Source organism: Thermomonas alba, from assembly GCF_022419205.1.
In the GTDB taxonomy this organism is placed as follows: Bacteria; Pseudomonadota; Gammaproteobacteria; order Xanthomonadales; family Xanthomonadaceae; genus Thermomonas; species Thermomonas alba.
The window spans coordinates 231,479-249,826 of the sequence record NZ_JAJOZU010000002.1 but is presented as its reverse complement, the minus strand read 5'-3'; the positions used below and the strand labels follow the sequence as shown (position 1 = coordinate 249,826).

At 70.1% G+C, this 18,348-nt stretch carries 17 protein-coding genes; 14 read left to right on the top strand and 3 right to left on the bottom strand.

Annotated features, from left to right (window positions below; all coding sequences use genetic code 11):
- Positions 1–12: 12 nt before the first annotated feature.
- Positions 13–738: a hypothetical protein gene (locus ML342_RS03660; protein ID WP_439655154.1), complete on the top strand. Its 726-nt coding sequence runs from the start codon at positions 13–15 to the stop codon at positions 736–738.
- A gap of 39 nt (positions 739–777) precedes the next feature.
- Here ML342_RS03660 and ML342_RS03655 read toward each other — a convergent pair whose 3' ends face one another.
- Together ML342_RS03655 and ML342_RS03650 are read right to left on the bottom strand one after the other, a co-directional pair.
- The gene (locus ML342_RS03655; RefSeq protein ID WP_240125568.1) at positions 778–1,092 is read right to left on the bottom strand and encodes a hypothetical protein; all 315 of its coding nucleotides are present in this window, start codon (positions 1,090–1,092) and stop codon (positions 778–780) included.
- 55 nt (positions 1,093–1,147) lie between these two features.
- Positions 1,148–2,083, bottom strand: a complete 936-nt coding sequence (locus ML342_RS03650) for a carbohydrate kinase family protein (RefSeq protein ID WP_240125567.1) — start codon at positions 2,081–2,083, stop codon at positions 1,148–1,150.
- A gap of 226 nt (positions 2,084–2,309) precedes the next feature.
- Here ML342_RS03650 and ML342_RS03645 point away from each other — a divergent pair, with 226 nt between their 5' ends.
- The 13 genes from ML342_RS03645 (at position 2,310) to rarD (ending at position 17,016) form a co-directional block, all read left to right on the top strand.
- On the top strand, positions 2,310–3,353 hold the full coding sequence (locus ML342_RS03645; protein WP_240125566.1) for a rod shape-determining protein: 1,044 nt from the start codon (positions 2,310–2,312) through the stop codon (positions 3,351–3,353).
- A gap of 85 nt (positions 3,354–3,438) precedes the next feature.
- Complete coding sequence (gene mreC / locus ML342_RS03640) at positions 3,439–4,359, top strand: rod shape-determining protein MreC (RefSeq protein ID WP_439655141.1); 921 nt, start codon at positions 3,439–3,441, stop codon at positions 4,357–4,359.
- On the top strand, positions 4,356–4,838 hold the full coding sequence (gene mreD / locus ML342_RS03635; RefSeq protein ID WP_240125565.1) for a rod shape-determining protein MreD: 483 nt from the start codon (positions 4,356–4,358) through the stop codon (positions 4,836–4,838). Before mreC ends, mreD begins: the two co-directional genes overlap by 4 nt.
- Positions 4,839–4,841: 3 nt before the next feature.
- A complete protein-coding gene (mrdA, locus tag ML342_RS03630; RefSeq protein ID WP_338064983.1) occupies positions 4,842–6,896 on the top strand; it encodes a penicillin-binding protein 2 in 2,055 nt (684 codons plus the stop codon).
- Positions 6,893–8,020 (top strand): rod shape-determining protein RodA, encoded by a 1,128-nt coding sequence (rodA, locus tag ML342_RS03625; protein WP_240125564.1) that lies wholly within the window; start codon positions 6,893–6,895, stop codon positions 8,018–8,020. Before mrdA ends, rodA begins: the two co-directional genes overlap by 4 nt.
- 73 nt (positions 8,021–8,093) lie before the next feature.
- Entirely contained in the window at positions 8,094–9,218 is a 1,125-nt protein-coding gene (gene mltB, locus ML342_RS03620; RefSeq protein WP_240125563.1) for a lytic murein transglycosylase B, read from the top strand.
- Positions 9,215–10,417 (top strand): septal ring lytic transglycosylase RlpA family protein, encoded by a 1,203-nt coding sequence (locus ML342_RS03615; protein ID WP_240125562.1) that lies wholly within the window; start codon positions 9,215–9,217, stop codon positions 10,415–10,417. The genes mltB and ML342_RS03615 overlap by 4 nt, the downstream gene beginning before the upstream one ends.
- A gap of 81 nt (positions 10,418–10,498) precedes the next feature.
- Positions 10,499–11,704 carry a D-alanyl-D-alanine carboxypeptidase family protein gene (locus ML342_RS03610; protein WP_240125810.1) on the top strand — a complete coding sequence of 402 codons (1,206 nt, stop codon included), beginning with the start codon at positions 10,499–10,501 and terminating at the stop codon, positions 11,702–11,704.
- A gap of 60 nt (positions 11,705–11,764) precedes the next feature.
- A complete protein-coding gene (locus ML342_RS03605; RefSeq protein WP_240125561.1) occupies positions 11,765–12,046 on the top strand; it encodes a DUF493 family protein in 282 nt (93 codons plus the stop codon).
- On the top strand, positions 12,034–12,735 hold the full coding sequence (gene lipB, locus ML342_RS03600) for a lipoyl(octanoyl) transferase LipB (protein ID WP_240125560.1): 702 nt from the start codon (positions 12,034–12,036) through the stop codon (positions 12,733–12,735). Before ML342_RS03605 ends, lipB begins: the two co-directional genes overlap by 13 nt.
- Positions 12,736–12,890: 155 nt before the next feature.
- On the top strand, positions 12,891–15,077 hold the full coding sequence (locus ML342_RS03595) for a carboxy terminal-processing peptidase (RefSeq protein WP_240125559.1): 2,187 nt from the start codon (positions 12,891–12,893) through the stop codon (positions 15,075–15,077).
- Positions 15,078–15,166: 89 nt separating this feature from the next.
- Positions 15,167–16,084 carry a drug/metabolite exporter YedA gene (gene yedA, locus ML342_RS03590; protein ID WP_240125558.1) on the top strand — a complete coding sequence of 306 codons (918 nt, stop codon included), beginning with the start codon at positions 15,167–15,169 and terminating at the stop codon, positions 16,082–16,084.
- Positions 16,081–17,016, top strand: a complete 936-nt coding sequence (gene rarD, locus ML342_RS03585) for an EamA family transporter RarD (protein ID WP_240125557.1) — start codon at positions 16,081–16,083, stop codon at positions 17,014–17,016. The genes yedA and rarD overlap by 4 nt, the downstream gene beginning before the upstream one ends.
- 17 nt (positions 17,017–17,033) lie before the next feature.
- Here the strand turns inward: rarD and ML342_RS03580 are convergent, their stop codons facing one another.
- A complete protein-coding gene (locus tag ML342_RS03580; protein ID WP_240125556.1) occupies positions 17,034–18,341 on the bottom strand; it encodes an ABC transporter permease in 1,308 nt (435 codons plus the stop codon).
- Positions 18,342–18,348 lie beyond the last annotated feature (7 nt).

The following is an 18,348-nucleotide window of genomic DNA, read 5'->3' as shown; positions in this document are numbered from 1 at the left end:
TCCCGCGCCGCCATGCCCGCCGCGTTCGCCGTGTTTGCCGCCGCCCTGCTGCTGGCCGCCTGCCAGCGCGGCGAGGATCCGAAGCTCGCCGCCCAGACTGGCGCCGCCCAGGCCGCGGCCAAGGAGCAGGCCGCCGCGGCGATGGAGAAGCAGTTCGAGGACGCGGTGGCGGCGCAGAACTGGCGGCTGGCCAAGGGCTATGCCGAGGTGCTGCAGGTGGACTATCCGACCACCGCCGCCGCGCAGCGGGTCAAGCCGCGGCTGGATGAGGTGCGCGCCAAGGCCGAAGCCCAGGTGCAGCAGCAGCGGCTGGCTGCGTTGTGGAGCTACGACGACATCCCGGTGGCGGGCGGTGGCCATCAGCTGTCGGCGGCGATCTACTCGCAGGAGCCGGTGGACACCGACGGTAGCGGCGCGCACCCGGTGCGGCTGATCTTCCGCGATCATCCCCAGTGGGGCCGCAGCGCCTACCTGGTGCTGCAGGCCGGTGATTTCGATTGCTACGCCGGGTGCCGGCTCAAGGTCACGCTGGACGGCCAGGTGCATACCCTGCCGGGCTCGCGCCCGAAGACCGACGAGGCCATCGCCATGTTCATCGACGACTGGAAGGGGCTGTGGAAGCTCGCCAAGTCCGGTAAGCAGCTGGCGATCGAGTTCCCCACCCGCGACGTCGGCGCGCGCACCGCCCAGTTCGAGGTCGGCGGGCTGGATCCGGCCCGGTTGCCGAAGTGGAACTGAGCGGGACGAACGGGCAGGCCGCCCTCAAGCAGGCCGCCCTCAAACCGCCTTGAAGGTCGTCCGCCGATAACGTGCCTCCGCCTCCCGGACCGCGGCCTCGTACTGTTCCGGGGACTCCATCGGGGCGGTGAAGATCGTGTACAGGAACGCTGCCTCGGGACAGGTCCGCGCCCGGTGCGCGAGCCGCATCAGCTCAAGATCGAATGCCTCGGCGCGGTCGATGCCGAATCGCTCGAGCAGGGCGTCGAACTCGTCCGATGAGAACCGCCAAGGCTCGCTGCGCAGCAGAAACAGCGTGCGCGCATCGTCCTGCGTGCGTTCCGTGGAGAATGGAATGACCTTGCGCTCATCCATCCCTTCACTATACCGAAACCCTGGGGCGGCGCCGAAACCCTGGGTCGGCGCCGTCTCAACCCAGCGCGTAGCCGAACTGCTGGCGGAACTGCTCGGCGAACTCCTCGAAATCGAAGCGCTGGTTCTGGGTGCCGGGATGCTCGACCTTGAGCGCGCCCATCAGATTGCCCATGCGGCCGATGGTTTCCCAGTCGTAGCCTTTCTCGATCCCGAAGATCAGGCCGGCGCGGAAGGCGTCGCCGCAGCCGGTGGGGTCGGTCACCCGGCGCTCGTGCGCCGGCGGGATGCGGTACGTGGTGCCGTCGGCGTGGATTTCCGCGCCCTTGGGGCCGCGGGTGGTGATGTAGGCCTTCACCCGGCGGGCGATGTCGCGCTCGCTCCAGCCGGTGCGTTCCTGCAGCAGGTTGGATTCGTAGTCGTTCACGCAGACGTAGTCGGCCTGCTCGATGAAGCGGCGCAGTTCCTCGCCGTTGAACAGCGGCATCGCCTGGCCTGGGTCGAAAATGAACGGGATGCCGCATTCGACGAACTCGCGCGCGTTCTGCAGCATGCCTTCATAGCCATCCGGGCTGACGATCCCGATGGTCACCCCGGGCACGTCCTTCACGTGGTTTTCATAGCTGCGCATCATCGCCCCCGGGTGGAAGGCGGTGATCTGGTTGTTGTCGTGGTCGGTGGTGATGAACGCCTGCGGGGTGAACAGCTCGTCGATCACCTTGACGTAGTCCAGAGTGATGCCCAGCTCGGTGAACCACTCGCGGTAGGGCCCGAAATCGCCGCCGACGGTGGCCATCGGGATCGGGTCGCCGCCCAGCAGTTTCAGGTTGTAGGCGATGTTGCCGGCGCAGCCGCCGAACTCGCGGCGCATCCGCGGCACCAGGAACGACACGTTCAGGATGTGCACCTTGTCCGGCAGGATGTGGTTCTTGAACTGGTCGGGGAACACCATGATGGTGTCGTAGGCCAGCGAGCCGCAGATCAGGGCAGCCATGAACGCCTCGGTCGGAAAAAAACGATATGCAGGGGGCTGGCATGATACCGTCCGGCCGCCCCCTCGGCACCGGCGCTGAACGCCGCGCGTGCCGTTCCTTGCCGGCGGCAGGGGCCATTGCTAGGCTTGTGCGCCCGGCCGCCGCCGCGGCTCTCCCCATTCTTTCTGCGCCAGCCCAACACCGCGTCTTTGGCGCGGCCCTCCTTCATTCCGGCACGACATCCGCATGTTCAAGTTCCTCCGGGGCTATTTCTCCAGCGACCTGTCCATCGATCTCGGCACTGCCAACACGCTGATCTATGTGCGCGGCCAGGGCATCGTCCTCAACGAGCCGTCGGTGGTGGCGGTGCGTCAGGATTGCGGCGGCGGCGCCAAGGCGGTCGCCGCGGTCGGCAGCGAGGCCAAGCAGATGCTCGGCCGCACCCCCGGCCACATGACCACGGTGCGGCCGATGAAGGACGGCGTGATCGCCGACTTCACCTACACCGAGGAGATGCTCAAGCACTTCATCCGCAAGGTGCACAAGAGCCGCTTTCTGCGGCCCAGCCCGCGGGTGCTGGTGTGCGTGCCGGCCGGCAGCACCCAGGTGGAGCGCCGCGCGATCAAGGAGTCGGCCGAGGAGGCAGGCGCGCGCGAGGTGTACCTGATCGAAGAGCCGATGGCGGCGGCGATCGGCGCCGGCCTGCCGGTGACCGAGGCGCGCGGTTCGATGGTGGTGGACATCGGCGGCGGCACCACCGAGGTCGCGGTGATCGCGCTGAACGGCATCGTGTACTCGCAGTCGGTGCGGATCGGCGGCGACCGCTTCGACGAGGCGATCGTCAACTACGTGCGCCGCAATCACGGCATGCTGATCGGCGATGCCACTGCCGAGCGGATCAAGCTCGAGCTGGGCAATGCCTACCCACAATCGCAGGTGCGCGAGATCGAAGTCTCCGGCCGGCATCTGGCCGAGGGCGTGCCCAAGATCATCACCATCAATTCCAACGAGGTGCTGGAAGCGCTGCGTGAGCCGCTGGCCGGGATCGTCTCGGCGATCAAGCTGGCGCTGGAGCAGACCCCGCCGGAGTTGTGCGCGGATGTGGCCGAGCGCGGCATCGTGCTCACCGGCGGCGGCGCCCTGCTGCGCGATCTCGACAAGCTGATCAGCAGCGAGACCGGCCTGCACGTGCAGGTGGCGGACGATCCGCTGACCTGCGTCGCCCGCGGCGGCGGGCGCGCGCTGGAGCTGGTGGACATGCACGGCAACGAGTTCTTCGCGCCGGACTGAACGCGCCCACCCGGCAGCGCGATCACCGTCTGCCGGCTTCTTCGTCACGGCCGTTTTCTTCGATTTCTCGCATAGTCCTTGCCCGATGCCCCAGGCCGGCCCTTCCGCTTCCCGCCCCGGTGAGATCGCCGGCGTGCTGCGGCTGCTGGCCTACCTGGTGGCGGCTGCGGCGCTGATGGTGCTGGACTATCGCGGTGGCTGGCTGCATGCGCTGCGCATGCAGGGCGAACTGCTCGCGCAGCCGCTGTGGTGGCTGGCCGCGCAGCCGGCGCAGCTGGCGACCTCCTTGCGCGAGAATGCGGTGTCGCGCCGCCAGCTGATCGCCGACAACGCACGCCTGCGACGCGAGCTGCTGCTTGCCGCCGCGCGCAATGCGCGTCTGCAGATGGTGGCCGCCGAAAACGCGCGCCTGCGCGGCTTGCTCGACAGCGCCGCGCGCGCGCGCCTGGACGTGCAGCTGGCCGGGATTCTGGACGTGGATCTCGACCCGACCCGGCAGCGCCTGCTGCTGGACAGCGGACGCAATCGCGGCGTGCGCGTGGGGCAGGTGGTGATCGACGCCGGCGGGCTGCTTGGCCAGGTGATCGCCACCACGGCCAACACCGCCACCGTATTGCTGGTGACCGATCCCGACCACGCGGTGCCGGTGATGGTGGCGCGCAGCGGCGTGCGCCTGGTGGTGTACGGGACCGGTCGCAGCGACCTGCTGCATCTGGCCGACGTGCCGCTGTCGGCGGACGTGCGCGAGGGGGATGAGCTGTTGACCTCCGGGCTCGGCGACCGCTTTCCCCCCGGGTTTGCGGTCGGTCGCATCGCCCGCCTGCGTGCCGACGACAGCCGTGCGTTCCTGGAAGCGGACGTCATTCCCGCGGCCCAGCTCGATCGCGGCCGCGACGTGCTGCTGCTGCGCGGATTCCGGCCGCCCGTGGAGGGGAATGCCGCCACTTCCGCGACAGGGCCAACCGCTGAGACAACCGCCCAGCGGACATCGGAGCGCGCGCGATGAGCCGCATCCGCAACAACCCTTGGGCGTTGCCGCTCAGCCTGGCCGCCGCGCTGCTGCTGGGGCTGGTGCCGCTGCCGGACGTATTGCAACCGCTGCGGCCCTACTGGCTGGCGCTGGTGCTGGCGTACTGGCTGCTGGAGGCGCCGCAGCGAGTGAGCCTGGGCAGCGCGTTCCTGCTCGGCCTGTTGGCCGACCTCACGTTCGGCAGCCTGCTGGGTGAGCAGGCGCTGCGGCTGGTGGTGCTCGCGTTCATCATCGAGCGGTTCCGCGCGCGCCTGCGCTTTTTCCCGATGTCGCAGCAGACCCTGGCGCTGGGCGTGCTGCTGTTCAATGACCGCGTGATCGTCGCAGCCGTCCACCTGCTGATGGGCGTGCCGCAGCTGGCCTGGGCCTACTGGCTGGCGCCGCTGCTGGGCATGCTGCTGTGGCCGCCGCTGCACCTGCTGCTGGATACGGCGCGCCTGCGTCGGCGGGGCTGAGCGATGCGGCGACGGGTGCGGCCACTGAAAGACCATGCGGCGGAAGCGGCGCTGTTTCGACGGCGCGCGCTGGCGGGGTTGCTGGCGGCGCTGGGCGGGCTGGCGGTGCTGGCCGGCTGGTACTTCAATCTGCAGGTGATCCAGCACGCGCTATACGCCACCCGTTCCGAGCGCAACCGCCTGCGGCTGGTGCCGGTGGCGCCGGCGCGCGGGCTGATCTACGACCGCAAGGGCCGCATCCTGGCCGACAACGTCGCCGCCTGGCGCCTGGACGCGGTGCCCGAGCGCGCCGGCGACGGCGTGGCCCTGCTGCGCGCGCTGCAGGACGTGGTGGCGCTGGATGCCGAGCAGCAGGAGCGCTTCCTGCGCGATTACCGCGCGGCGCGTCCGTTTCAGCCGGTCACCCTCAAGTTGCGTCTGAGCGATGACGAGGTGGCCCGTTTCGCGGCCAACCGCTGGCGCTTTCCGGGCGTGGATCTGGTGCCGTATCTGGGCCGGGTGTACCCCTACGGCGCGCTGTTCGCGCACGTGATCGGCTACGTCGGGCGCGTCGATCAGCACGATCTGGAGAAGCTGGGCGAGGCCGCCTCGGCCTATACCCACGTCGGCAAGAGCGGGCTGGAGCGCTATTACGAAGAGGAGCTGCGCGGGCGCCCCGGCTACCGTCGGCTGGAGACCAACGTCGCCGGGCGCACCGTGCGCGCGCTGGATACGGTGCCCGCCGAGCCCGGCAAAGACCTGCGGCTGTCGCTCGACGCCGACCTGCAGCAGGCGATGGTGGACGCCTTCGGCGACCTCGAGGGCTCGGCGGTGGCGGTGGACCCGCGCACCGGCGAGATTCTGGCGATGGTCAGCCTGCCGGCGTTCGACCCCAACCTGTTCGTCAACGGCATCAGCCGCGCCGACTTCCAGGCGCTCAACGACAATCCTTCACGCCCGCAGTTCAACCGGGTGGTGCTGGGCGGGGTGGCGCCCGGTTCCACGGTCAAGCCGTTCCTGGGCTTGGCCGGACTGGACAGCGGCCTGCGCCGGCCGGAGGACAAGGTGCTCTCCACCGGCATGTTCTACCTGCCCGGCTTCAAGCGTGGCTATGGTGACTCCCACCGCGGCGGCCACGGCTGGACCGACCTGCGCAAGTCGATCTACGAATCGGTCAATACCTACTACTACAAGCTGGCGCTGGACATGGGCATCGACCGGCTCGATCAGTACATGGCGCGCTACGGCTTCGGCCAGCCGACCGGGATCGATCTTGCCGGCGAGATCGGCGGCATCCTGCCGTCGCCGGCGTGGAAGGCGAAATATGCGCGCAGGCTGGGCCCTTGGTATCCCGGCGATACCGTGATCACCGCGATCGGCCAGGGGTTCTGGAAGGTGACCCCGCTGCAGCTGGTGCAGGGCACCGCCGGGCTGGCCACCGGTTGGCTGCGTCCGCCGCATCTGGTCAAGGACATCCGCGCCGGGTTCGGTGCGCCGTGGCAGCCGGTACCCCTGCGGCCGGCGCGCCGCATCAGCGACAGCGACGCGCATCTGCAGGTGGTGCGCGAGGGCATGATCGGCACCGTGCACGGGCCGGGTACCGCCACCAACATCCGCCCCGGCCTGACCTACCTGATCGCCGGCAAGACCGGCACCGCGCAGGTGGTCAGCCGCCGCGGCGCCGCCGCGGTCAATCCCAAGAGCCTGCCGCTGAACCTGCGCCACCGCGCACTGTTCATCGCCTACGCGCCGGCGGATGCGCCGCGGATCGCGATCGCGGTGGCGGTCGAAGGCGGCGGCTACGGCGCCGACACCGCCGCGCCGATCGCGCGCAAGGTGTTCGATGCCTGGCTGCTCGGCCAACGGCCCGCGCCGCAACCGCCCGCAGGGGAGCGCGGGACGGCGCCGCCGCGCCCGGATTTTTCGAACGTGCGCGGCAGCCCGGATGCGCAGCCGCTGTCGCCGCCGGCGACGCCTGCGACCAGCCCCGCCGCCGCGCCCGCGCCGCGCCTGCCGGCGGCCACGCCTGCGCCAGTGCCTGACCCTGCGCCCGCGCCCGATACAGGAGCGCCGCGATGAAAGGGCTGCTGTTGCTGCTCATCGACCTGCTGCGGCGGTTCGTGCGCAACCTCGACCCGGTGCTGATGCCGGCGCTGCTGGTGCTGATGGGCATCGGCCTGGCGACCCAGTACAGCGCCAGTAATGAATCGGTGCGCGGGGTGGCGATGCAGGGGGCGTTCTATCTGGTCGGACTGGGCGGGCTATGGGTGGTGTCGCGGCTGCCGCTGCTGCTGATCAAGCAGGCCACGCCGGCGATCTTCGTGCTGTCGATGCTGCCGATGGTGGCGGTGCTGTTCATCGGCAGCGGCAAGTACGGCAACCACTGGATCAACCTCGGATTCTTCAACGTGCAGCCGGCCGAACTGTGCAAGCTCACCCTGCCGATGCTGCTGGCCTGGCATTTCGACCGCCACCGGCTACCGCCGTCGCCGTCGGTGCTGCTGGGCGCGCTGGCGATCATCGCGGTGCCGGTGGGCCTGACCCTGCTCCAGCGCGACCTCGGCACCGCGGTGCTGATCCTGGCCACCGGCGTGTTCGTGCTGTTCCTGGCCGGCACGTCGTGGTGGTGGTGGGGCGCGGCTGCGGCGATTGGCGGCGGAGGCTTTGCGATTGCAATGTGGGCGCCGATGGAATGGCTGGCCTTCCTGCGGCCCTACCAGCAGGAACGCATCCTCACCTTCCGCAGCCCCGACAACGACCCGATGGGCGCCGGCTGGAACATCCTGCAGTCGCAGATCGCGATCGGCGGCGGTGGGCTGACCGGCAAGGGCTGGGGCCAGGGCACGCAGTCGCACCTGAACTATCTGCCCGAGCACACCACCGACTTCGCGTTTTCGGTCTTGGCCGAGGATTTCGGCTGGCTCGGGGTGGTGCTGGTGCTGGCGATTTACCTGCTGCTGATCGCGCGCTGCCTGTGGATTGCGGCAGAGTCCCGTGATGGCTATGCGCGCCTGCTGGCGGGGGCGATCGGGCTGTCGCTGTTTGCGTTCGTATTCGTCAATGGCGGCATGATCGCCGGTCTGTTGCCGGTGGTTGGGGTACCGATGCCGCTGCTCAGCTACGGCGGCACCTCGGCAGTGACCCTCTTGCTCGGCTTCGGCCTGGTGATGGCGGTGCGCGCGCATCGCCCGGTGTATCGCTGATGCAAGGGCGGGGTCCGGCCGCCTGAATGGGGGATGCCGACGCTGGCGGCGGTGCGTGCTACCCTCCGCGCCGATGATCCGACGTCGTTTGCCCAGCCTACTCGCGCTTGCGCTTTGTGCCTGCGCCGCGCCCACGAAGAAATCCCCGCCGGGCGCAGCGCCGGTGGCGCCGGCTACCCCCGCGACCTCCGCGCCGGCTGCGCCCGCTGCGACCGAACTTGGATTGCCGACGCAGGCCGATCTCGCCAGCGCGCGCGCCGCGTTCGTGCGCGAGACCGCGCAGCGGTTCGCGATTCCCGCCGCGCAGATCGAGGCGGTGCTGGCGCGCGCGCAGATCCGCGAACCCATCCGCAAGGCGATGGCGCGTCCGGCCGAGGCCAAGCCGTGGCGCGACTACCGCCCGATCTTCCTCCAGCCGGCGCGGATCGCCGGCGGACGCGCCTTCCTGGACGCCCATCGCGCCGCGCTGCAGCGCGCCGAGGACACCTATGGCGTGCCCAAGGAGATCATCGCCGCCATCCTCGGGGTGGAGACCAGCTACGGCGCCAACCAGGGCAGCTGGCCGGTGGTGGATGCGCTGTACACGCTCGCATTTGCCTACCCGCGCAGCGGCGATCCGGCGCGCGCGGCCTACGAGGACAAGCGCCAGGCGTTCTTCCGCGACGAGCTGGCGCAGTTGTTCGCGCTGGGCAAGGAGGAAGGATTCGACATCACCGCGCTGAAAGGCAGCTACGCCGGCGCGATGGGCTGGGGCCAGTTCATGCCTTCGAGCTATAGCCAGTACGCGGTGGACGGCGATGGCGACGGTCGCCGCGACTTGTTCAACGACATCGACGACGTGATCGCCTCGGTCGCCAACTACTTCGCCAAAAAGGGCAACTGGCAGCGCGGCGGCGCGGTGATGGTGCGCGCGCAGCGCGATCCCGCCGCAGCCGACTTCGCCAACCCGGGCAACACGGTGACCCTGGACCAGACGGTGGACGCGCTGGCGCGGCTGGGCTATCGCCCGGTGGTGCCCGGGGTGCCGGGTGATGCCGGCGCCACCCTGATCACCCTCGATGGCGCGGATGGCCCGGAGTACTGGATCGTGTTCGACAACTTTCGCGCGATCACGACCTACAACATCTCGCGCCTGTACGCGACCGCGGTGTACCAGCTCGCGCAGGCGATCGCCGGCCGCGGAGACGGCGGCGCATGAAGCGCGGCCTGCGCCCGCTGCTGGCGCTGCTGCCGCTGGCGCTTACGGCCTGCGCCACCACCGGTGGCGGCAAGCCGGCGCCGGTGGCGCACGTGCCGCCGCCTTCGCCCGCATCCACGCCGCCGCCGCGCAAGGTCTCCCCGTATCCACCGGCGCAGGAGGATCCCTCCAAGCGCGGCGACTACGTGGCCGGCGGGCTGTTCCGCCCCGGGGTGCCGGATTCGGTGCCGGACGAAATCCCGGACGTGGACGCGATCCCCGAGCCCGAGGTGCGCGACGAGCCGCGCGCGCCCACCGGCAACCGCGACTACGTGGTGCTGGGCAAGCAGTACCGGGTGCTGGACGATGCCAGCGGTTATGTGGAGGAAGGCATCGCCTCCTACTACGGCAACAAGTTCCACCGCCGCCGCACCTCCAGTGGCGAGGTGTACGACATGTACGCCTTCACCGCCGCGCACAAGACCCTGCCGCTGCCCAGCTTCGCGCGCGTCACCAACCTCGAGAACGGCAAAAGCGTGATCGTGCGGGTGAACGACCGCGGCCCGTTCCATCCGGGGCGGGTGATCGACCTCAGCTATGCCGCCGCGGTCAAGCTGGGCTATCGCGACAAGGGCAGCGCGCGGGTGCGGGTGGAAGCCTTGACCCCGGTGCAGGGCGGAGATCTGGCGCAACGCACGAAAGCGCCGGGCAGCGCACTGGACGACCTCGTGGCCCGGTTGCCGGCGGCGCCCGGCCCTGCATCCGGCGACGACGGGAATCGCCTCCGGATGGCCGACGCCGAGCGCCCGCGCAGCGCCGACGAGTTCGATGCCTGGATGCGCGCGCGCGCCATCCGGATCGCCACCGGCAAGCCGGCCGTCCCCGCGGCGGCCGCGCCCAGCGAGTCGCCGGAGGCGTCATCCGCGCCGCCAGCGGCCAGCCTGCCACCGGCGGCGTCTGCCGCGTCCGCGCTGCCGACCGCGGCGACCGGCAGCGTCTGGCAGATCGCCAGCTTCAGCGATCGGCGCCTGGCCGAGCAGGCGCTGGCGCGCCTGCGTGCGGCCGCGATCGACGGTGCCCACCTGCAAGACGCAGACGTCAACGGGCGCAAGGTGTGGCGGTTGCGGCTCGGGCCGGTGTCTGATGACGCTGCCGGCGCGGAACTTGCGACCCGCATCGCCGGTCTCGGATTCGGCCGGCCGCAGCGCGTGCGCAACTGACCTGCGCGCGATGCCGCTTAGAATGCCCGTTTGATCACGTTTGCGCCGTGTCCGCGCGGCCTTGAGGAGTGTTTGTCGATGATGCGTTCCCTGTTCCCGGTGGTCCTGTCCGCGAGCCTGCTGGTGACGGCTACCGGCCTGGCCCAGACTCCGGCACCCACCGCACCTGCCCGTGCCGCCGCGCTGAGCGATGCCCTGCCGATCCCGGACGCGCCCGCGCCCAAGGTCAGCAAAGCCTGGCTGGTGATGGACTACGCCACCGGGCAGGTGCTGGCCGGCGAGAACATCGATACCCCGGTGGAACCGGCCAGCATCACCAAGGTGATGACCAGCTACGTGATCGCCGCGGAAATGGCGGCCGGCAAGATCAAGCCGGACGATCCGGTGATGATGACCGAGCACGCCTGGCGCGAGGGCGGGGCCGCCACCGACGGCAGCTACAGCGGGTTCGAGGTCAACAAGACCGCGCCGCTGGTGGAGATGGAAAAAGGCATGGTGGTGCAGTCGGGCAACGATGCCGCGATCGCGCTGGCCGAGCACGTGGCCGGCAGCGAGCAGGCATTCGCCCAGCTGATGAACGCCTACGCCAAGAAGATCGGGATGAAGAACTCCCACTTCGTCAACCCGCATGGCCTGCCGGCGCCGGGGCACGTCAGCACCGCGCGCGATCTCGCGCTGCTCGGGCGCGCGCTGATCCGCGACTATCCGGTGGCCTATAGCTACAACAAGATCAAGGAGTTCACGGTCGGGCCCATTACTCAGCCCAATCGCAACCTGCTGCTGTGGCGCGATCCCTCGGTGGACGGTATCAAGACCGGGCACACCTCCAGCGCCGGCTATTGCCTGATGGCCTCGGCCAAGCGCGGCGACATGCGCCTGATCACGGTGGTGATGGGCGATTCCAGCGAGAACCAGCGCGCGGTCGATTCGCAGGCGCTGCTGAACTGGGGTTTCCGCTTCTTCGAGACCCATCGCCTGTACGATCCGGGCAAGGCGTTGGCCACCCCCAAGGTGTGGAAGGGCGCGGAGGATGTGGTCAAGGTCGGGGTGGCGCAGCCGCTGCTGGTGACCATGCCGCGCGGCAGATACGACCGCCTGAAGGCGACCATGGAGCTGCCGAAATCGCTGGTGGCGCCGATCGCCAAGGGCCAAAGGCTCGGCACGGTGAAGGTGACCCTGGACGGCAAGCTGGTGGCGCAAGCGCCGCTGGTGGCGGTGGCGGCGGTGGAGGAAGGCGGCTTCTTCAAGCGCCTCTGGCACGAGCTGCTGATGTGGTGGCAGGGCTGACCCGCCGGGCCTGGCGTCGCCGGCTTGGGCCCGGCGCTCCGCCTCTTCCATAATGACGGCATGAACGGCATCCATTCCGACAACCCCGAGCACGGCTTTCAGTTCCCCGGCACGTTCGAGCTGTCGGCGATGGGGGCGGCCGACCAGCGCCTGGAGGCGGTGTTGCCGCAGCACCTGCTGGAGGCCGGGATCGACGTGCTGCATGAGCACGTCAGCTGGCGGCACTCGGCCAATGGCAAGTACGTTTCGGTGCGGATCTCCTTCCGTGCGCGCTCGCGCGAGGAGTACGAGCGCGCGCATCAGGCCCTGCGCGACCATCCGGAAGTGAAATGGACGCTGTGAGCGCGGTCTGCGCCGGATCGCCAGCCGATGCCGTTCGCGCCGGCCTCGCCCGCGACCTCGGCCGGCGGCCGTATGAGCCGGTCTGGCGCGCGATGCAGGCATTCACCGATGCCCGCGGTGAGCACACCCTGGATGAAGTCTGGCTGGTCGAGCACGAGCCGGTGTTCACCCTCGGCCAGGCCGGCAAGCCCGAGCATGTGCTGATGCCGGGCGAGATCCCGGTGCTGCACGTCGATCGCGGCGGCCAGGTGACCTACCACGGCCCCGGCCAGATCGTGGCCTACCCGCTGCTGGATCTGAAGCGCCTGAAGCTCGGCGTGCGCGATTACGTGTGCCGGATCGAGCAGGCGGTGATCGACACCCTGGCCGACTGGAACATCCACGCCGCGCGCAAGGACGGCGCCCCCGGCGTGTACGTGAACGGCGCCAAGATCGCCTCGCTCGGCATCCGCGTGCGCCGCGGCTGCACCTTCCACGGGCTGGCCTTCAACATCGCCGGCGAGAGCACCCCGCCGTTTACGCGCATCAATCCCTGCGGCTATGCCGGCCTGCAGGTGGTGGCGCTGGCCGATCTCGGCGGGCCGTCCGCGCTGGAGGCGGTCAAGCCGGCGCTGCTGGCGCATCTCGGCCGCCAGCTCGGGCTCGCCTGGCGCCTAGAGCCGGCGCTGCCGGCGGCGCTGGCGGGCTGAGCGTTCCGCGCCAGCGGTTGGCATTCACACAAGCGCCTGGCTTGCCGATAAAGTGGCGGGGCGGGCATCGTGAACTTCCGGCACTGGCCGGACGTCGAAGATGCCGCCATTTTGACCGTCCCCCTGCAAGCGGCCCCCACGCCGCGGAATCCACCATGAGCCGCAACCGCTTTCTGATCTCGCTGACCCTCGGCCTGGCGCTGGCCTCGCCGCTGGCACTGCTGGCCGGTGCCGGGGATACCGCACTGCCGACCGGGCCCACCCGCGATCAGGCGATCACCGCGCGCATGGTGTACGGGCTGCTGTCCGACAGCCGCTATGCCTACCGCCCGCGGCCGATGGACGCGGCGCTCTCGCAGCAGATCCTGACCGAATACCTGAAAGCGCTCGATCCGGCCAAGGTGTTCTTCACCGCGCAGGACGTGGCCGGCTTCCGGGACGCTTATGCGAACCGCATCGGCGATGCCATCAAGTCTGGCCAGGTGGATCCGGCCTGGGCGATCTTCGCGGTGTACCGCCAGCGGGTGGCCGAGCGCACCGCGTTCGCGCGCAAGCAGCTCAAGGGTGATTTCGATTTCAGCAAGGACGAGCGCTACGAATACGACCGCAAGGACGCGCCCTGGGCCGATGCCGCCACGCTGGATGAGCTCTGGCGCAAGTCGGTGAAGAACGACTGGCTGCGATTGAAGCTGGCGGGCAAGCCGCCGGAGGAGATCCGCAAGACCCTCGACAAGCGCTATGCCAACTTCGCGACGAGCGTGGACCAGCTCAAGGACGAAGATGTGTTCCAGACCTTCATGAACGCGTACACGGCCAGCGTCGATCCGCACACCGATTACTTCACGCCGCGCAGCGCGGAAAACTTCAACGTGCAGATGTCCAACTCGCTGGAGGGCATCGGCGCGGTGCTGTTCCGCCAGGACGACGTGGTGACGGTGCGCGAGATGGTGCCCGGGGGGCCGGCCGCGCGCAGCGGCAAGCTCAAGCCGGGCGACCGCATCGTGGCGGTTGGTCAAGGCGTGAGCGGTGAGATGAAGGATGTCATCGGCTGGCGCATCGACGACGTGGTCGCGCTGATCCGCGGCCCGGCCAATACCCAGGTTCGGTTGGACGTGGTGCCGGCAGAGGCGCCGCTGGACAGCAAGCCGGTGCAGCTCTTGCTCACCCGCGCCAAGGTGAGGCTGGAAGATCGGCGCGCGCGCGCCGAGACGATCGTGGTGCCGCCCAGCGGCAAACAGCCGGCGCGCCGGATCGGGGTGATCCGCTTGCCTGGGTTCTACCAGGACTTCGAGGCGCGCCGCCGCGGCGAAAAGAACTTCGCCTCCGCCACCCGCGACGTGGCGCGCATGCTGGCCGATTTCCGCGCGCAGAAGGTCGATGGCGTGGTGCTGGACCTGCGCGGCAACGGCGGCGGCTCGCTCAGCGAAGCGGTCGAGCTCACTGGGCTGTTCATCGACAAGGGCCCGGTGGTGCAGGTGCGTGAAGCCGGCGGCCGGGTCACCGTGCAGTACGACCAGGACCCGGGCGTGGCCTGGGATGGCCCGCTGGCGGTGCTGGTCAATCGCGCCTCGGCCTCGGCCTCGGAGATCGTGGCGGGCGCGATCAAGGACTATGGGCGCGGGTTGGTCATCGGCGAGGACACCTTCGGCAAGGGCACCGTGCAGACCCTGGTGGATCTCGACCGCTGGCCGGCCAACGAGACCCCGCGCTTCGGCGAGGTCAAGTTGACCGTGGCGCAGTTCTTCCGCCCCGACGGCAGCAGCACCCAGAACAAGGGCGTGCAGCCGGACGTGGCCTTCCCGGCCAGCGTGGACGCCAGCGAGTTCGGCGAGAGCACCTATCCCAACGCGCTGCCGTGGACCCGCATCGCCCCCGCCCCGCACCTGCGCTACGGCAACTTCGCGCCGCTGCTGCCACGGCTGGAAGTGCTGCACCAGGCGCGGGTGGCCAAGGATGTCGAATACCAGTGGTGGCTGGAGGACGTGCGCCGCTTCCGCGAGGAGCAGGCCAAAAAGTCGATCTCGCTGAACGAGGCCGAGCGCCGCGCCGAGCGCGACAAGTTCGACGCCCAGCGCAAGCAGCGCGCCGAGGAGCGCAAGCGCCTCGGCCTGCCGCTGGATCCGCTGCTGGAGGCGCGTCCCGACGATGGCCTGGCGGCCGACGAGCGCAACGTCGCCGATTCGGTGGCGCGCGAGGAAGCGGCCAGGAAGGCCACCGACCCGCTGCTGCGCGAATCCGCGGCGATCCTGGCGGATGCGATCGGCCTGCTGGGCCAGAATGCGCAGCTGGCGGCGCAGGTGCTGCCGGCCACCCGCAATGCCGCCGGCCACTGGGCCGACTGACCGCGCCGTATCCGGGTATTCCAATAGGGTTTTGGCGGGCGTCCTCGGGCGCCCGCCGTCGTGAAGGGCTGCTGTCCGAGGGATCTGCAATGCCATCTTCCACACCGCCCGCCGCGCGCGTCGCGCTGGCGCTGGCCGCCGTGTATCTCATCTGGGGCTCGACCTACCTCGCCATCCGCTTCGCGCTGGAGGGCGGGTTCCCGCCGCTGCTGCTCGGGGGGATCCGCTTCGTCATCGCCGGCGGGCTGCTGTTCGCGCTGCTGCGCTGGCGCGGGAATCCGGCGCCGACGCCGGCGCAGTGGCGCAACGCGGCGGTACTGGGCGCGCTGCTGCTGCTGCTGGGCAACGGCATGGTCAACCTGGCCGAAACCACGGTGTCGTCCGGCTTGGCCGCGGTGACGGTGGCCTCGGCGCCGCTGTGGATGGCGGTGTTCGCCGGTCTGCGCGGCGAGCGTCCGACCCGCAGCGAGGCGCTGGGCCTGGGGATTGGGTTTGCCGGCGTGGTCTGGCTGAGTGCTGGCGGGAGCCTGTCCGGCGCGCCGCAGGGGCTGTTGGCGCTGCTCGTTGCCTCGGTCAGCTGGTCGTTCGGCTCGATCTGGAGCCGTGGCCGCGACCTGCCGTCGCCGCTGATGTCGGCCGCCGCGCAGATGCTGTGCGGCGGAGTGCTGATGCTGGCGGCCGGGCTGGCGCTGGGCGAGCGCCTGCACGGCCTGCCCACGCTGCACGCCATCGGCGCATTCTGGTACCTGGTGGTGATGGGCTCGCTGGCCGGCTTCTCCGCCTATATCTGGCTGCTGCGCCACGTGCGCCCGGCGCTGGCCGGCAGCTATGCCTATGTGAATCCGGCGATCGCGGTGGTGCTGGGCGCGTGGCTGGCGCACGAGCGCTTCGGCGTGCGCGAGGTCGTGGCGATGGCGGTGATCCTCGCCGGCGTCGCCATCCTCACCTTCGCGCGCAGCGCGAAGGCGAGCCGGCCCGCGCCGGTCGCGCCGGAGGAGGCGCCGTGAGCGCCAACGCGCAGGCCGTGCGCGGCACCTGGGCGGCGGTGGGCACCTTCGTCCTGTGGGGCGTGGCGCCGCTGTACTGGCATCTGCTGAAAGCGGTGCCCTCGCTGCAGATCGTGCTGCACCGGGTGGTGTGGAGCGCGCTGCTGGTCGGCGCCTTCCTCGTCTGGCGCGACGGCCGCCACTGGCTGCGCGACGTGCTGGCCGGGCAGGCGCGGCTGCGCTGGATGCTGCTGCTCAGCGGGGTACTGATCGCCGGCAACTGGGGCCTGTACATCTGGGCGGTGAATGCAGGCCACGTGGTGGAGACGGCGCTGGGCTACTTCATCAATCCGCTGCTCAACGTGGTGATCGGCGTGCTGTTCCTGCGCGAGCGCCTGCGCCCGCTGCAGTGGGTGTCGGTGGCGATCGCGCTGGGCGGCGTGCTGTGGCTGACCGTGCAGTACGGGCGGTTCCCGTGGATCGCGCTGACCTTGGCCGCCTCGTTCGGGCTGTATGGCGTCCTGCGCAAGCTCGCGCACGTGGATTCGGTCACCGGGTTGGGCGTGGAAAGCGCCTATCTGCTGCTGCCGGTGCTTGGCGTGCTGCTGTGGAGCGAGTGGAATGGCACCGGCGGCTTCCTGCCGTTGCCCGGCCGGCCGAGCTATGGGCCGGGGCTGGATGCGCTGCTGGTGCTGTCCGGGCTGGTGACCGCGCTGCCGCTGATCGGTTTCGCCTATGCGGTGCGGCGGATCTCGCTGACCAGCGTGGGCGTGCTGCAGTACATCGCGCCGACCCTGCAGTTCCTGATCGGCGTGTTCGTGTTCGCCGAGCCGTTCGACCGCACCCGCCTGGTGGGCTTTGCCTGCATCTGGCTGGCGCTGGCGGTGTTCGTGATCGACGGCCTCCTGCACGGCCGCCGCCAGCGTGCGCAGGCGCTGGCCGAACTGGCCTGAGCGCGAGACCGGCCGCCTCAGGCCGCGCGCAGCGCCTCGGTCACCGGCAGCCGCGCCGCGCGCAGCGCCGGCAGCAGCCCGCCGATCAGGCCGATCCCCAGCGCCCACTTCAGCCCGGTCCAGGCCAGCGCCGGGCTGACCTTGAACTGGAACACCACCTGGCTGAAGTTCTGGCCCAGTGTGCTCACCGTGTAGCCGTTGAACAGCAGCCAGGCGATGCCCGCGCCCAAGAGGCCGCCCAGCAGCGCCAGTAGCATGGTTTCCAGCATCACCGCGGTCACCACCGGCAGGCCGCGGAAGCCGATGGCGCGCAAGGTGGCGATCTCGCGCGCGCGCCCGGCTACCGCCGCGTACATGCTGTTGAGCGCGCCGAACACCGCGCCGATCGCCATGATCGCGCCGATCACGTTGCCGAGGATGCGGATCAGCCTAGTCAGTGCCTGCGATTGCCGCCCGTAGTAGTCGCGGGTGGTCAGCACGTCGAGCTTCAGCCGCGGGTCGGCGGCCAGCGCCGCCTTCAGCTGCGCGAAGCCGGTCTTGCCGTCCAGCTTCACCGTCACCGACTGGAACGCGCTGCGCTGGTAGGCCGGGCCGAGCACGTCGGCGTCGGTCCACAGCTCGGAGTCGTGCGAATCCTTCGATTCGAACACGCCGACCACGGTCCATTGCTGGTTGGCCAGCTTCAGCGGCTTGCCCACTTCCAGCCCGCGGAACTGGCGCTGCGCGCCGCGCCCGACCACGATCTCGCGCAGGCCCGGGGTGAACCGGCGGCCTTCGACGATCTTCAGCTGCGGGCGGATCGCCCAGCCGGCCGGGCCGACCCCGCGGAACTGCACGTTGGCGTCGGTACCGTCCGCGCGGCTGGGCAGGTTCACCACCTGCGACAGCTCGGGCGAGGCCAGCGCCCGCCCGTCGGCGCCGCGCGCGATGCCCGGCAGCGAGGCGATCAGCGGCACCTGGTCGCGGGTGATCACCGAGTTGGTCTCGGCCTGCGAGCCGGCGCGCAGGATGATCGCGGTGTTGGCATCGCCGGTGCGGTCGAGGGTGGCCTTGAAGCCTTCGGCCATTGCCAGCATCGCCACCAGCACGCCGACCACCCCGGCGATGCCGACCACCACCACGCTGGAGGCGCCCCAGCGCTGCGGCAGGCTGGCGATGCCGATCTTCGCCGCCTCCCACGCCAGCCGACCGCTGCGGGACAGCGCCAGCCACAGCGCGAGCGCCAGCGCCAGCGCCAGCACGCCCTGCCACGGCAGCGCGATCCAGGTGGCCAGCAGCAGCGCCAGCAGCAGGACGGTGAGCAGGCCGGAAACGAAACGCTTCATGGGGAAG